The organism is Rubrivivax soli, assembly GCF_049810355.1.
In the GTDB taxonomy this organism is placed as follows: Bacteria; Pseudomonadota; Gammaproteobacteria; order Burkholderiales; family Burkholderiaceae_C; genus Rubrivivax.
Window position 1 is genome coordinate 3,691,106 of record NZ_CP187368.1, and the last position, 14,262, is coordinate 3,705,367.

16 protein-coding genes are annotated in these 14,262 nt (G+C 71.1%); 3 read left to right on the forward strand and 13 right to left on the reverse strand.

The window, feature by feature from the left end; genetic code table 11:
• Positions 1–2 precede the first annotated feature (2 nt).
• The 6 genes from atpA to ACPOLB_RS16870 all read right to left on the reverse strand — a co-directional run bounded on the left by atpA (position 3) and on the right by ACPOLB_RS16870 (position 4,456).
• The gene (gene atpA / locus ACPOLB_RS16845; protein ID WP_425257176.1) at positions 3–1,556 is read right to left on the reverse strand and encodes a F0F1 ATP synthase subunit alpha; all 1,554 of its coding nucleotides are present in this window, start codon (positions 1,554–1,556) and stop codon (positions 3–5) included.
• 54 nt (positions 1,557–1,610) lie between these two features.
• Complete coding sequence (locus ACPOLB_RS16850; RefSeq protein WP_425257177.1) at positions 1,611–2,153, reverse strand: F0F1 ATP synthase subunit delta; 543 nt, start codon at positions 2,151–2,153, stop codon at positions 1,611–1,613.
• Between the two features lies 1 nt (position 2,154).
• On the reverse strand, positions 2,155–2,625 hold the full coding sequence (locus ACPOLB_RS16855; protein WP_425257178.1) for a F0F1 ATP synthase subunit B: 471 nt from the start codon (positions 2,623–2,625) through the stop codon (positions 2,155–2,157).
• Positions 2,626–2,742: 117 nt separating this feature from the next.
• Positions 2,743–3,006 carry a F0F1 ATP synthase subunit C gene (atpE, locus tag ACPOLB_RS16860; protein WP_007830191.1) on the reverse strand — a complete coding sequence of 88 codons (264 nt, stop codon included), beginning with the start codon at positions 3,004–3,006 and terminating at the stop codon, positions 2,743–2,745.
• Between the two features lie 76 nt (positions 3,007–3,082).
• Complete coding sequence (gene atpB / locus ACPOLB_RS16865; RefSeq protein WP_425257179.1) at positions 3,083–3,934, reverse strand: F0F1 ATP synthase subunit A; 852 nt, start codon at positions 3,932–3,934, stop codon at positions 3,083–3,085.
• 21 nt (positions 3,935–3,955) lie between these two features.
• Positions 3,956–4,456 (reverse strand): ATP synthase subunit I, encoded by a 501-nt coding sequence (locus tag ACPOLB_RS16870; protein ID WP_425257180.1) that lies wholly within the window; start codon positions 4,454–4,456, stop codon positions 3,956–3,958.
• 237 nt (positions 4,457–4,693) lie between these two features.
• On the opposite strand from ACPOLB_RS16870, the gene ACPOLB_RS16875 reads away from it, so the two are divergent.
• Both ACPOLB_RS16875 and ACPOLB_RS16880 read left to right on the forward strand, forming a co-directional pair.
• On the forward strand, positions 4,694–6,805 hold the full coding sequence (locus ACPOLB_RS16875) for a protein-disulfide reductase DsbD family protein (protein WP_425257181.1): 2,112 nt from the start codon (positions 4,694–4,696) through the stop codon (positions 6,803–6,805).
• A gap of 38 nt (positions 6,806–6,843) precedes the next feature.
• A complete protein-coding gene (locus ACPOLB_RS16880) occupies positions 6,844–7,452 on the forward strand; it encodes a thioredoxin family protein (protein WP_425257182.1) in 609 nt (202 codons plus the stop codon).
• A 20-nt stretch (positions 7,453–7,472) separates the two neighbouring features.
• On the opposite strand, the gene ACPOLB_RS16885 is transcribed toward ACPOLB_RS16880, so the two are convergent.
• The 5 genes from ACPOLB_RS16885 to ACPOLB_RS16905 are packed head-to-tail and all read right to left on the reverse strand — an operon-like array spanning position 7,473 to position 12,064.
• Positions 7,473–9,062, reverse strand: coding sequence for an FAD-dependent oxidoreductase (locus tag ACPOLB_RS16885; RefSeq protein ID WP_425257183.1), 1,590 nt, complete (start codon positions 9,060–9,062; stop codon positions 7,473–7,475).
• A complete protein-coding gene (locus tag ACPOLB_RS16890) occupies positions 9,059–9,952 on the reverse strand; it encodes an SMP-30/gluconolactonase/LRE family protein (RefSeq protein WP_425257185.1) in 894 nt (297 codons plus the stop codon). The genes ACPOLB_RS16885 and ACPOLB_RS16890 overlap by 4 nt, the downstream gene beginning before the upstream one ends.
• A 9-nt stretch (positions 9,953–9,961) precedes the next feature.
• Positions 9,962–10,816: an aldose 1-epimerase gene (locus tag ACPOLB_RS16895; RefSeq protein ID WP_425257186.1), complete on the reverse strand. Its 855-nt coding sequence runs from the start codon at positions 10,814–10,816 to the stop codon at positions 9,962–9,964.
• A gap of 46 nt (positions 10,817–10,862) precedes the next feature.
• Positions 10,863–11,372: a GNAT family N-acetyltransferase gene (locus ACPOLB_RS16900; RefSeq protein WP_425257187.1), complete on the reverse strand. Its 510-nt coding sequence runs from the start codon at positions 11,370–11,372 to the stop codon at positions 10,863–10,865.
• Positions 11,373–11,377: 5 nt separating this feature from the next.
• Positions 11,378–12,064, reverse strand: a complete 687-nt coding sequence (locus ACPOLB_RS16905) for a cytochrome b/b6 domain-containing protein (protein ID WP_425257188.1) — start codon at positions 12,062–12,064, stop codon at positions 11,378–11,380.
• Between the two features lie 209 nt (positions 12,065–12,273).
• Between ACPOLB_RS16905 and ACPOLB_RS16910 the strand changes: the two genes are divergently transcribed.
• Positions 12,274–12,729 carry a c-type cytochrome gene (locus tag ACPOLB_RS16910; protein ID WP_425257189.1) on the forward strand — a complete coding sequence of 152 codons (456 nt, stop codon included), beginning with the start codon at positions 12,274–12,276 and terminating at the stop codon, positions 12,727–12,729.
• A 128-nt stretch (positions 12,730–12,857) separates the two neighbouring features.
• On the opposite strand, the gene ACPOLB_RS16915 is transcribed toward ACPOLB_RS16910, so the two are convergent.
• Both ACPOLB_RS16915 and ACPOLB_RS16920 read right to left on the reverse strand, forming a co-directional pair.
• Positions 12,858–13,610, reverse strand: coding sequence for an alanyl-tRNA editing protein (locus ACPOLB_RS16915; RefSeq protein ID WP_425257190.1), 753 nt, complete (start codon positions 13,608–13,610; stop codon positions 12,858–12,860).
• Positions 13,607–14,257, reverse strand: coding sequence for a VOC family protein (locus ACPOLB_RS16920; protein WP_425257191.1), 651 nt, complete (start codon positions 14,255–14,257; stop codon positions 13,607–13,609). The genes ACPOLB_RS16915 and ACPOLB_RS16920 overlap by 4 nt, the downstream gene beginning before the upstream one ends.
• Between the last annotated feature and the right edge of the window lie 5 nt (positions 14,258–14,262).

Here is a 14,262-nt window from a genome sequence, read left to right on the forward strand (position 1 = left end):
GGTTAGGCGAAGGACTTCTTGAACGCGGTGATCGCGTTCGACAGCTCTTCTTCCGCGCCCTTGTCCATCGCCTTGTCGTTCTCCAGCTTGGCCAGCAGCGCGGCGTGGCTGGACTTCAGGTGCTGGTGCAGGCCGTGTTCGAAGGGCAGGACCTTCTTCACGTCGATGTCGTCCAGGAAGCCCTTGTTCACGGCATACAGCGTCGCGGCCATCAGGCTGATCGGCAGCGGGCTGTACTGCGCCTGCTTCAGCAGTTCGGTGACGCGGGCACCGCGGTCGAGCTGCTTGCGGGTGGCGGCGTCCAGGTCCGACGCGAACTGCGCGAACGCGGCCAGCTCACGGTACTGCGCCAGGTCGGTCCGGATGCCGCCGGACAGGCTCTTGATCAGCTTGGTCTGCGCCGCGCCACCCACCCGCGACACCGAGATACCGGCGTTGATGGCGGGGCGGATGCCGGCGTTGAACAGGCTGGTTTCCAGGAAGATCTGGCCGTCGGTGATCGAGATCACGTTGGTCGGCACGAAGGCCGACACGTCGCCGGCCTGCGTCTCGATGATCGGCAGCGCCGTCAGCGAGCCGGTCTTGCCCTTGACCTCGCCCTTCGTGAAGGCTTCGACGTAGTCGGCGTTCACGCGGGCAGCGCGCTCGAGCAGGCGGCTGTGGAGATAGAACACGTCGCCGGGGAAGGCTTCGCGGCCCGGCGGGCGGCGCAGCAGCAGCGAGACCTGGCGGTAGGCGACGGCCTGCTTGGACAGGTCGTCGTACACGATCAGCGCGTCCTGGCCGCGGTCGCGGAAGTACTCGCCCATCGTGCAGCCCGAGTACGCCGAGACGTACTGCATCGCCGCCGATTCCGAGGCGCTGGCGGCCACGACGATGGTGTACTCCATCGCACCGGCCTGCTCGAGCGCGCGCACCACGTTCTTGATCGACGAAGCCTTCTGGCCGATCGCGACGTAGACGCAGGTCATGTTCTGACCCTTCTGGTTGATGATCGCGTCGATCGCCACCGCGGTCTTGCCGGTCTGGCGGTCGCCGATGATCAGCTCGCGCTGGCCACGGCCGACGGGCACCATCGAGTCGATCGACTTCAGGCCGGTCTGCACCGGCTGGTCCACCGACTTGCGCGCGATCACGCCCGGGGCGACCTTCTCGATCACGTCCGTCATCTTGGCGTTGATCGGGCCCTTGCCGTCGATCGGCTGGCCGAGCGCGTTGACGACGCGGCCGATCAGCTCGGGGCCCACCGGCACTTCCAGGATGCGGCCCGTGCACTTCACGGTGTCGCCTTCGGAGATGTGCTCGTACTCGCCCAGAATCACGGCGCCGACCGAGTCGCGCTCGAGGTTCAGCGCCAGGCCGTAGGTCGCCTGGCCGCTCTTGGTGGCGGGGAACTCGAGCATTTCGCCGGCCATCACGTCCGACAGGCCGTGCACGCGCACGATGCCGTCCGTCACCGACACGACCGTGCCCTGGTTCTTGATGTCGGCCGACGCGCCAAGGCCTTCGATGCGGCTCTTGATCAGCTCGGAAATTTCTGCGGGGTTCAGGTTCATGCTTTTCTCCGAAGGGCATCAGGCGGCAACCGCCCCAATGACCGAATGGGGTCGTTACGCGGTGAGCGCAACCTTCATCTGTTCAAGACGGGCCTTGACGCTGGTGTCGAGCACCTCGTCACCGACCACGACGCGCACACCGCCGATGAGCTCGGGCGCGAGTTCGACCTTGGCGTTCAGCTTCGCGGCAAACCGCTTCTCCAGGGTGGCCACCAGATCGGTCAGCGCGGCGCCTTCGATCGGGAAGGCGCTCTGGATCAGGGCGTCGGACACGCCGCTGCTGCTGTTGACGAGCGCCTGGAACTGCGTCGCCACTTCGGGAAGCGCTGCCAGACGACCGTTTTCCAGCATGGCCTGCAGCAGGTTCGCCAGCTTCACATCCAGCGCCAGGCCCTTGCTCAAGGCGATGCCGGCGATCAGGTCGAAGACCTGCTGCGACGTCACCTTCGGGTTGTCGGCGAATTGGCGCAGGCCTTCGTCGGCAGCCAGGGCCGCCAGCGCATTCAGCTGCGCCTTCAGCGCCTGGGCGTCGCTGCCGCCCACGGCCTTGAACAAGGCGTCGGCGTAGGGGCGCGCGATGGTCGCCAGCTCGGCCATGTCAGAGCTCCGCCTTCAGACGACCCAGCAGGTCGGCGTGCACGGAAGCGTTCACTTCCTTGCGCAGGATGGCTTCGGCACCCTTGACGGCCAGACCGGCCACCTGCTCGCGCAGGGCTTCACGGGCCTTCACCGATTCCTGCTCGGCTTCAGCACGCGCCGCAGCGATGATCTTGGCCGCCTCTTCGGACGCACGGCCCTTGGCTTCCTCGATCATCTGCTGCGCCAGGCGCTCGGCATCGGCCAGGCGCTTGTTGGCGTCGTCGCGGGCGGCCGAGAGCTGGGCTTCCACGCGCTTGTTGGCGGCGGCGAGCTCGTTCTTGGCCTTGTCGGCGGCGCTCAGGCCGTCGGCGATCTTCTTCGCGCGCTCATCGAGCGCGGTGGTGATCGGCGGCCAGACGAACTTCATCGTGAACCAGACCAGGATCGCGAAGACGATCATCTGGATGATCAGGGTGGCGTTGATGCTCAATTCATGCCTCGCATACGGTAGGGACCCTTGCCAAGCGGACGCCGCGGAACCGGCTCCGCCGGGCCGCTGGCGTCGCCCCTTGAGGGGAGCGGCGCAGCCGCTTCGGGGTGGACCTAATTACTTCGGCAGGTTGGCGATCTGGGCCAGGAAGGGGTTGGCGGTGGCGAACCACAGCGCGATACCGGTGCCGATGATGAAGGCCGCGTCGATCAGGCCGGCCAGCAGGAACATCTTGGTCTGCAGTTCGCCCATCAGCTCGGGTTGGCGGGCGGCCGACTCGAGGTACTTGCTGCCCATGATGCCGATACCGATACAGGCACCGACAGCACCCAGACCGATGATCAGGCCGGCGGCGAGGGCGACAAAGCTGATGACTTCCATTTTTTTGCTCCAGAAGGGAAGGTGAGAGAGAGAAGGGAAAAGGGAAACGAACGGGAGAAACGATCAGGCTGCGGACTCAGTGCGCGTCGTGGGCCTGGCCCACGTACACCAGCGTCAGCATCATGAACACGAAGGCCTGCAGCGTGATGATCAGGATGTGGAAGATGGCCCACACGCTGCCGGCGATGACGTGGCCGATGGCCAGGCCGATGCCGGTGGCCGACAGGCTCCAGGCACCGCCCATCAGCGCGATCAGCATGAAGATCAGCTCGCCGGCGTACATGTTGCCGAACAGCCGCATGCCGTGCGAGACGGTCTTGGCGACGAACTCGATGAGCTGCATCGCGAAGTTCACCGGGTACAGGAACCACTTGTCGCCGAAGGGCGCCGAGAAGAGCTCGTGCACCCAGCCGCCGAAGCCCTTGATCTTGACGTTGTAGAACAGGCAGATCAGCAGCACGCTCAACGACAGGCCCATGGTCACCGACAGGTCGGCGGTGGGCACCACGCGCTGGTAGTCGGGCATGCCCATGGCGGGGCCGGCCACGTGCCAGATGGACGGCAGCAGGTCGACCGGCAGCAGGTCCATCGCGTTCATCAGGAAGATCCAGACGAACACGGTCAGCGCCAGCGGGGCCACGAGCTTGCGGCTGGTGGCGTTGTGCACGATGCCCTTGGCCTGGCTGTCGACCATCTCGACCAGCAGTTCCACCGCGGCCTGGAAGCGGCCCGGCACGCCGGACGTGGCCTTGGACGCCGCGCGCCACAGGAAGTAGCAGCCCACGATGCCCAGCAGCGTGGCCCAGAAGATGGAGTCGAGGTTGAAGACCGAGAAGTCCACCACTGCCGTCTGCTTCTGGTTCTGCAGATGCTGCAAGTGGTGGACGATGTACTCGCCTGCGGTCGGCGCGTTGCCTTCGGCTGCCATGTTGGTTCTCGTCCCGTGTGCTTATCGACTGACTCTCCGGCCGCGCCACAGCAGCGCGACCCAGTAAACCTTGATGCACAGCACCAAGCCCACCAGCAATGCCGGCCAGCTCAGGGGCTGCACGAGTTTCGGGGCCAGCATCAGCATGCCCACCGAAACCGCGATCTTCACAAACTCCCACAACATGAAGCTGACGGCACTGGTGCCGGGCGACATGCTGGTGAAGCGGCTGGTCATGCCACGCGCCATCAAGGCACCCGGCACCACCACCGTGGCCGCGCCCATGAGCAGCGACCACGCCACGACCTGCTGGCCGGTGAGCAGCAGCGCCAGCAGCGCCGCCACGACACCCACCACCGCCTGCAGCCCAACGACACGCCACGGTGACAGTGGCGGCTCCTTGGCCCGCAGGGCTTGTGCTTCCTCCCTCGTCAGCGCCTTGAAACTCGACGCTTCGGCTTCACGTCCCGCTTCCTCTTCGTCGTGCCAGCGGCCGGTCGGTACATTCCGTTGGGTCGCCATGGCTCGGTCTCGGGTGCGGTCAGCAAAGCCTCGGAATTATACGAACAAACCCGAAGCGTTCCGAAACAGCCGCGCGCAGCGTCCCGTCGCGGGGCTCGGAGATGGCTTGACGCGCCACCCGTTCTGGTGCGGGCCTGGTGCCGCGCGGGGGCACGCAATCCACTGGCGGGCACGTGCCTTCGCACTGATCGACAATCCGGGTCTGCCCTGTCTGCCGCGCCCGTGCGCCGCCCCGTGATGCTGCTGCGTTCCCTGTTGCCGTTCCTGGCCCTCGTGCTCGCCGCTGCCGCCCCGGCTGTCCTGGCCGCGGGTGGCGCCGTCGTCACCACGCCGCAGGTGCGGGCCGAGCTGGTGGCGCATGCTCCCGAAGGCATCGTGGCCGGCAAGCCGGTGTGGCTGGGCCTGAAGATCGAGCACCAGCCGCACTGGCACACGTACTGGAAGAACCCAGGCGATTCCGGCCTGCCGACCACGCTGGAATGGACGCTGCCGGCCGGCGTGGCGGCCGGCGAGATCCAGTGGCCGACGCCGGCCAAGCTGCCGATCGGGCCGCTGATGAACTTCGGCTACGAAGGCCTGCTGCTGCTGCCGGTGCCGCTCACCGTGCCGGCCGGCTTCGCGGCGCAGACGCTCGACGTGAAGCTGCGTGCCGACTGGCTGGTGTGCAAGGAGGTCTGCATCCCGGAGTCGGGCGAGTTCGCGCTGCAGCTGCCGGTGCAGGCGGCCACGGCCGCACACGCCGGACTCTTCGACGCGGCCCGTGCAGCGCTGCCGCAACCCGTGCCGGGCGCGCAGGCCACCGCGGCGGTGCAGGGTGGCGACCTCGTCGTGCGCGTTGCCGGCCTGCCGGCGGCCTGGCAGGGCAAGCCGCTGACCCTGCTGCCGGAAACGCCGGGCGTGCTGCAGAACGCCGCCAAGCCCGTGGCGGCCTGGGACGGCGAGACCTGGTCGGCCACGCTGCCGCTCGACCCCCAGCGCAGCGACGGCCCCCAGCGCATGCCCGTGGTGCTGACCACCCCCGATGCGCCTGCCGGCCTGCAGCTGGCGCTGCAGGTCACCACGCCCTGGCCCGCGGTGGCCGCGGTGGCGCCGCTGCCGGCGCTGGGCAACGCCGAGGTGCTGCCACCGGCGCCTGCGGCACTGGGCCTGTGGGCGGCGCTGCTGCTGGCGCTGGTGGGCGGCGCGCTGCTGAACCTGATGCCCTGCGTCTTCCCGGTGCTGTCGCTGAAGGTCCTGGGCTTCGCGGCGCACGCGCACGACCGGCGCCAGGTGCTGGCCGGCGGCATCGCCTACACCGTGGGCGTGGTCGCGAGCTTCGTCGCGCTGGCGGCACTGCTGCTGGCGCTGCGGGCCGGTGGCGAGCAGCTGGGCTGGGGCTTCCAGCTGCAGTCGCCGGCGGTCGTGGCGGCGCTGGCGGCGCTGTTCACGCTGATCGGGCTGAACCTGGCCGGCGTGTTCGAGTTCGGCTCGGTGCTGCCCAGTGCCTGGGCCTCGGCACGTGCCCGCCACCCGCTGGTCGACGCCTTCTTCACGGGCGTGCTGGCGGTGGCCGTGGCCTCGCCGTGCACCGCGCCGTTCATGGGCGCGTCGCTGGGCGCGGCGGTGGCGTTGCCGCCGGTGCAGGCGCTGGCGGTGTTCGCGGCGCTGGGCTTGGGCATGGCGCTGCCCTACCTGCTGGCCAGCGCCTGGCCCGGCCTGGCGCGGCTGCTGCCGCGGCCGGGCGTGTGGATGGCGCACTTCAAGACGCTGATGGCGTTCCCGATGTTCGCCACCGTCGTCTGGCTGGTCTGGGTGCTGGGGCAGCAGGCCGGCATCGACGGCGCGGCCGCGCTGCTTGCGACGCTGGTGCTGCTGGCCTTTGCCGCCTGGGCGCTGGGTGCGCCGTCGCTGGGCCGCAAGGCGCGCTGGGGCTTCGGCGTGGTGTCGCTGGCGCTGCTGGCGGCCGGCGTGGCGTGGACGCTGCCCGCGCTGCGCGAGGCCCCTGCAGACGCCGTGCAGGCCCGCGACGGTTGGGAGCCCTGGAGCGTGGCCCGCGTGGCCGAGTTGCAGGCCGAGGGCCGGCCGGTGTTCGTGGACTTCACCGCCGCCTGGTGCGTGACCTGCCAGGTCAACAAGCGCACGACGCTGGACCGCGCCGAGGTGCGGGCCGACTTCGCGCAGCACCGCGTGGCGCTGCTGCGCGCCGACTGGACGCGGCGCGATGCCGCCATCACGGCCGAGCTGGCGCGGCTGGGCCGCAGCGGCGTGCCGGTCTACGTGTTCCATGCCCCGGGCGCGGCAGGGCCAATCGTCTTGAGCGAGATTCTGAGCGTCGGCGAGATCCGCAGCCTGCTGGCAGGCTTGCCTTGACGCCCGGCGTCCCCTGGATTCCCACTCGGAGGCTCGTGATGAAGAAGTTGTTCGTCCCCCTGCTGCTGGCCGCCGCGGCCGGCCTGGCCAGCGCCGCGGCCGTCGTCGGCCAGCCCGCGCCGGCCTTCACCGCCACCGACACCAGCGGCAAGACCGTGTCGCTGGCCGACTACAAGGGCAAGCACGTGGTGCTGGAGTGGGTGAACCCCGGCTGTCCCTTCGTGCAGAAGCACTACAGCAGCGCCAACATGCAGGCCACCCAGAAGGCGGCCACGGGCAAGGGTGTGGTCTGGTTGACCATCAACTCCACCGCCACCGATGCCGGTGACTACAAGGCGCCGGGCGAGATGGCGGCCTGGATGCAGCAGCAGAAGGCCGCTGCCAGCGCCACGCTGATGGACGCCGACGGCAAGGTCGGTCGCGCCTACGGCGCGCGCACCACGCCGCACATGTACATCGTCGACCCCGCCGGCAAGCTGGTCTACGCCGGCGCCATCGACAGCCGGCCCACGGCCAACCCGGCGCACGTGAAGGACGCCACCAACCACGTCAACGCCGCGCTGGCCGAGGCGCTGGCCGGCAAGCCGGTGACGACGGCCTCAACCCAGCCCTACGGCTGCTCGATCAAGTACGCCAACGGCGCATGATCCCCTGACCGTTCAAGGTGTCAGGGCAGGCGCTGGTACTGCGCCGCCAGCGCAAGGAAGTCCTCGGTCGGCATCGGCCGGCCCAGTTCCTCTTCCAGGATCGCCGCCACCGGCGCCGCCTGGCGTGTCGCCTCTGCGGCGTCCAGGAACAGCAGGCGTGAGCGCCGCGCCAGCACGTCGGCGACGCTGCGTGCCATCTCGTGGCGCGCGGCGAAGCGCACCATCGCCTCGCTGAGCCCGCCCTGGCCCGATTCGGCGTCGTGCCACAGCCAGCGGTCGGCGCCCGGCAGGCCGCGCAGCAGCGGCGCCTCGCTGCCGTACAGGTGCTCGCCCGGAGGCTCGGTCAGCGGCCGGCCCGGTGCGCTGCCCAGCAGCGGCAGGCGCTCGGTGACGCCGCCGGGGCGGCGTTCCAGCAGGCCGCGCGCCATGCAGCGGTCCAGCACGTCCTCGGCCATTGCGCGGTAGGTCGTCCACTTGCCGCCGGTGACGGTGACCAGCCCCGAGCGGCCGACCAGCACCGTGTGCTCGCGCGACAGCGTCTTCGTGTTGTCGCCTTCCTCGCCCGACGGCTTGACCAGCGGCCGCAGCCCGACCCAGACCGAGCGCACGTCGCTGCGCTGCGGTGCCGAAGACAGGTAGCGCGCCGACTCGCGCAGGATGAACGCGACCTCGTCGGCGAACGGCGTCGGCTCGCGCGCGAGGTCGCCGCGCGGCGTGTCGGTGGTGCCCAGGATGGTCTTGCCCAGCCACGGCACGGCGAACAGCACGCGGCCGTCGGCGGTCTTGGGCACCAGCAGCGCGTGCGTGCCGGGCAGGAAGCGGCGGTCGACCACCACGTGCACGCCCTGGCTCGGTGCCACGATCGCCGGCCGCCGCGGCGCGCCGGCGTCGCGGTCCATGTCGCGCACAGCGTCGACCCAGACGCCGGCGGCGTTGACGACGCAGCGTGCGCGCAGCGTGAAGGCCTCGCCGCTCTCGCCGCAGCGCGCGGTGAGGCCGCGCACCTGGCCGCCGTCGCGCAGCAGGCCGGTGACGGCGCAGTGGTTCACGCACAGCGCGCCGCGCGCGCTGGCCGTGCGCGCCAGCAGCACAGCCAGCCGCGCGTCGTCGAACTGGCCGTCCCAGTACTTGACGCCGCCCCACAGGCCGCGTGGCTGCACGCCGGGCAGCAGCGTGCGCACGCGGTCGCTGCTGAGCCATTCGGTGCCGCCCAGGCCGCGGCGGCCGGCGAGCGCGTCGTAGGCCTTCAGCCCGATGCCGTAGAAGCCGCGCTCCCACCAGTGGTAGCCGGGCATCACGAAGGGCAGGCGCTGCGCCACGTGCGGCGCGTTGGCCAGCATCGCGCCGCGTTCGGCCAGCGCCTCGCGCACCAGGCCGATGTCGCCTTGCGCCAGGTAGCGCACGCCGCCGTGCGCCAGCTTGGTGGCGCGCGACGACGTGCCTTCGGCGTAGTCGTGCGACTCCAGCAGCACCACCGAGAAGCCGCGCGCCGCCGCGTCCAGCGCGACGCCCAGCCCGGTGGCGCCGCCGCCGACGACGGCCAGGTCCCAGACGCGGTCTTCGCGCAGGCGCGCCAGCAGCGCGTCGCGCGGCAGCGGGCCGCCGGTCATGCGCGGGCGTGGTGGACCGGCAGCCCGGGCACGTCCACACGGGCCTGCAGCACGCAGCCCGCCCAGGGCTGCGCCGCCAGTTCCTCGGCCGGGCGCTTGTCGCGCGCGGTCGTCACGTACAGCGTGCGCAGGTCGGGCCCGCCGAAACACGGCATCGTGGCGCAGCGCACCGGCAGCGGCACGGCTTGCAGCACACGGCCGTCGGGCGCCAGCCGCAGCAGGCGCTGGCCTTCGAACATCGCCACCCAGTAGCAGCCTGCGGCGTCGACCGCGGCGCCGTCGGGCCGGCCGCCGTAGGTGGCCAGGTCCTGCCCCGCGGTCTTGCGCGGGAAGCTGGCGAAGACCCGCCGGCGCGACAGCGTGCCGGCGTCGCCGTCGAAGTCGAAGGCGAAGACCGTGTGCTGCTGCGTGTCGCTCCAGTAGAGCGTGCGGCCGTCGGGCGACCAGGCCAGGCCGTTGCTGACGCTGATGTCGCCTGCGATGCGGTCCAGCGCCTGGCCGTCCCAGCGGTACAGCGCCGCCACGGCGGGTTCGCGCGGCTCGCACAGCGTGCCGACCCAGAAGCGGCCCTGCGGGTCGGCCTTGCCGTCGTTGAAGCGCTGCGACGTGGTGTCGTAGGGTGCCGGCGCCAGCGGCGCGTGGCGGCCGCTGGCGGGGTCGAAGCGCACGAGGCCGCTGCGCAGCGCCAGCAGCAGCGTGCCGCCGGGCTGCGGCGCGCAGCTGGCGATGTCCTCGTCGAACGCCCATTGCGTGTGCGTGGCGCTGGCCGGCAGCCAGCGGTGCAGCGCGTGGCCGGGAATGTCACACCAGTAGAGCGCGCCCTGCTCGGGCACCCAGGTCGGTGATTCGCCCAGCAGCGACGGCGGCACGGGCAGGGGCTGGAACTCCATCTCGGTGGCTCAGACGTGGTCGATCTCGAGTTTCATCCAGCCGTCGAAGGCCGCGCCGGCGGCCACGTTGCGCAGCCCGTGCGCCAGCGGGTCGGCCATGTGCACGGCGTTGCTGACGTGGCTGACGGGCTCGACGCAGTAGTACGGCTTGGTGTCGGGCGTGTAGACCACCAGGTAGGGCAGCGACGAGGTCAGCCGCATCGACAGCTTGTCGTCGCGGATGCGCGCCGGCCCGCGCCAGCCTTCGAAGCAGTGGTCGAAGGCCATGTGCGCGACGTCGCCGTCGATGCCGGCCTGCGGCGCCTTGCGCGTGGGCAGGCCGGTGGCATCGCTGTCCCAGCGGTCGGTCAGCTCGATGTGCAGCCGGCTGTGCGGCCGCTTCGGGAAGTACGGGTGCCAGCCCAGGCCCACCGGCTGCGGCTGCGCGTCGGTGTTGGTGAACACCAGGTGCACCTCCAGCGCGCCCGGCGTCAGCACGAAGCGCTGCAGCAGCGTGAAGGCGAACGGCCAGTGCGCGTCGGGCACGTGCGTGTAGGCGAGGGTGGCGTCGCTCTCGCCGGCCGACTGCACCGTCCACGGCCGCTGCCAGGCGACGCCGTGCACCGAGTGCGGGTTGCCCTCGTCGTAGTTGGGCGCCGTGGTGTGGTCGTGCCCCTGCCAGCGGAAGCGCCGGTAGCCCAGGCGGTTGGAGTACGGGGCCAGCGGGAAGCTGCCCGACAGCCGCGCCGTCTCGAGCGCGTCGGGTTCGGTGCTGCGCAGCACCGGCACGTCGCCGAGCCAGAGGCCGGCGATGCTGCCGCCCAGGTCGGGGCGCAGGGCCAGGCGCAGGGCGCCGGAGCGCAGTTCCAGGGAGTGGGTGGTCATGGGGGCCTGTTCGTCGGAATCGTTCGGTGGCAGCGGTCGATGGCGCTCAGTAGCGCGAGGCGCCGTCGGTGAGGTCGGCGCGCAGGTAGTGCGCGCCGGGGATGGGGTTGTAGTAGTAGGGCGGGATCTCCTCGAAGCCCAGCGTCTCGTACAGGCCGCGCGCGGCCTCCATGTCGTCGAGCGTGTCGAGCAGCATGTTCGAGAAGCCGGCCTGCGTGGCGCGGTCCAGCAGCGCCTGCGCCAGGATGCGGCCGAGCCCGAAGCCGCGGAAGGCGCGGCGCACGAACAGGCGCTTCATCTCGCAGGCGTTGCTGTAGTCCACGTCGGCCAGCGGGCGCATCGCGCCGCAGCCGGCCACCTGGCCGTCCACCAGCGCCAGCAGCAGGACGCCGCCGGGGCCGGCGTACTCGCCCGGCAGCGTCGCCAGTTCGTCCTCGAAGTTCTGGAAGCACAGGTCCACGCCCAGGCCGGCCGCGTACTCGCGGAAGATGGCTCGCGTGGCGTCGAGCAGCGCCGGCGTGTCGGCCTCGACGATCTGGATCTGCGGGGCTTCCACGCCGTTCAGCCGCCCAGCGACACGACCCAGGCCACGCCGGCACCCACCAGGGCCGCCAGCGCCAGCGCCAGCGCGCGCGTGAGCGGGCTGTCGGTGGCGGCAGGCGTGTCGGGCGGCAGCGGCTTGTCGCCGCTGAGCATGGGCTGCACCAGGTTGGTCTTGCGTGCCACCAGGTAGAACACGATCGCCGCCACGTGCAGCCCCACCAGGCCCAGCAGCAGCCACTGGCCCCAGGTCTTGTGCCAGGCGGTGGCGGCCAGGCCGGTGGCGCTGTCGACGTAACGGTTCAGCGGCCCGAGGTTGGCGATCTCGTCGTCACTGACGAGGCCGGTGCCCACCTGCACCGCCACGATGGCCAGCAGCGCGAACACCGACAGCGCGCCCAGCGGGTTGTGGCCCACGTCGAGGTGCTCGCCCGGCCGCGCCTGGCCGCGCAGGTAGCGCAGCACCGTGCCGGGCGCGTAGACGAAGCTGGCAAAGCGCGACCAGCGCCCACCCACCAGGCCCCACAGGATGCGGAAGACGACGAGGCCGCAGACGACGTAGCCGAGCCGGAAGTGCCAGACCATCGCGCCGCCGCCGACCTTGGCCGAGGCCACCGAGCCCACGATGGCCAGCGCCAGTCCCCAGTGGAACAGCCGCGTGGGCAGGTCCCAGACGCGGACAGGGCGGGCGGCGGAAGATGGCGGCATCGTGTCGGGGCGGGCAGCAGGGCGTCAGGCACAACCATAACGCGAACCGTGGCAGGCCCGACCTTGGAGGATTGCCCGAGAGCTTTGCTCAGGAGATACCCTGAGCATGGAAGCAAGTCATGGTGCGCTTCGTAGACTGGTCGGCGCAGTGCGGCGTGCCTGCCGGCTGCGGCCACCTGTTTCCCCCACCCCGACCCGGAGAACTCCGCATGAAACGATTGCTCCTCGCTGCCACCGCCGTCATCGGTTTCGCCACCGCCCTGCCGGCCGCCGCGCAGTTCCAGAAGCCCGAGGACGCAGTCAAGTACCGCAAGGCGGGCTTCACGCTGATGGCCGCGCACTTCGGCCGCATCGGCGCGATGGCGCAGGGCCGCGTGCCGTTCGACGCCACCGCCGCCGCCGTGAATGCCGAGATCGTCGCGCAGATCGCCAAGCTGCCGTTCGCCGGCATGGTCGAAGGCACCTCGGGCACCGAGAAGGGCCAGCCCAAGCCCAACGTCTGGACCGAGCGCGCCAAGTTCGACGCGGCGGCCAAGAAGATGCAGGACGAGACCGTGAAGCTCGTGGCCGCGGCCAAGGCCAACAACCTCGACCAGCTGAAGACCCAGTTCGGCGCCACGGCCGGCACCTGCAAGGCCTGCCACGACGACTTCCGCGTGCAGTAACGCGCGCCCGGGCGCGATCAGCCTGCAGCCGGCTCGGCGAAGCCGAGCACGACCCTGCGGGTCATGGCGCTCTTCTTCTGGTGAACGCATCACGTCCGCTGCGCGGACATGAGCGTTCCCCTAAGAAGTCAGCCCGGCCTGGCGGCCGGCTCGGCGAAGCCGAGCACGACCCTGCGGGTCATGGCCGACTTCTTCTCGATCTTGGTGACGATCACGGGGCCGACGTCGGCCGTGTTCGCCACGTGCGTGCCGCCGCAGGGTTGCAGGTCCACGCCTTCGATCTCCAGCACGCGCACGCGCCCCAGGCCGCGTGGCGGCTGCACGCTCATGCTGCGCACCAGGCCCGGGTTCGCGTCGAGCTCGTCCTCGCTGATCCAGCGGTGGCGCACCGGGTGCGCTTCGGCCACCAGGCGTGCGATGCCGGTGGTGAGCGTGTCCTTGTCCAGCGGCTCGCTCATGTGGAAGTCCAGCCGCGCGTAGCCGGCCGTGATGCTGCAGCCGTCCACCGGATGCGGCACCAGCGCGCACAGCAGGTGGGTCGCGGTGTGGAAGCGGGCGTGCGCTGCGCGCCGCGCGGCGTCGATCTGCGCCGTGACGCGCTGGCCGGGCCGCAGCCACGACAGGTCGGCATCTGGCGCCGGCACATGCGCGATCGTGCCCGGCCGCTCCTTGTGCTTGCGCGTGTCGACGATGGCGACGCTGCGGCCGTCGTCGGCCTGCAGCCGGCCGGCATCGCCCGCCTGGCCGCCGCCCAGCGGGTAGAACACGGTGCGGTCCAGCACGATGCCGGCGTCGTCCACCGCCAGCACGGTCGCCGTGCACTGCAGCAGCGTGGCGTCGTCGCGGAAGAGTTCGTCGGTGGTCATCGGGGCGGCGGTCATCGGCTGTCCAGGGTGACGGTGCCGGCGGGGGTCTGCAGCACGGCGCGCAGCGCCGGCGCGTCGGCCGCGGCGGTGCCGATGCCGCGCGGCCGCAGCACCTCGCGCGCCCGCGGGCCCAGACCGTTGAGTGCCAGCGACTGCAGCGTGACGCCGCTGTCGGGCATGGCGTCGGTGGGGTGTGCGCTGCGCCACTGGATCAGCGTCGGCAGCGCGCCGCCGCATTCCAGCTGGCCGTCGGGGCGCACCAGGATCTGCCACGCCAGCGTGCCGGCCGGCGTCTCTCGGCTGGCGTCCACCGGGTCGCCGGGCTGGTGGCCCACGGTGATCAGCCCCCAGCGGTGCATGTCCAGCATCGGGCTGCGGCCGACCCAGTGCACCAGGCGCGGCCCGTCCGACAGGTCCAGCGTGTCCAGGCCGAACCAGCGCGCGCGGCCGGGTGGCGGCGCGTCCGGGTCGATGGCGATGATCTCCAGGTAGGCCTGCGGGTAGGCCGCGGTCACGATCTTCAGCAGCCGGTTGTGCGTGCCCATCAGCGGGTGCCGGCCGCCCGGCCCGGGCGTGACGCCCAGCGTGGCCTCGCACCAGGCCACGCCGTCGGCGAGCGAGGCCGCGGCGACGATCAGGTGGTCGACGGCGACGAAGGTCATGGCCG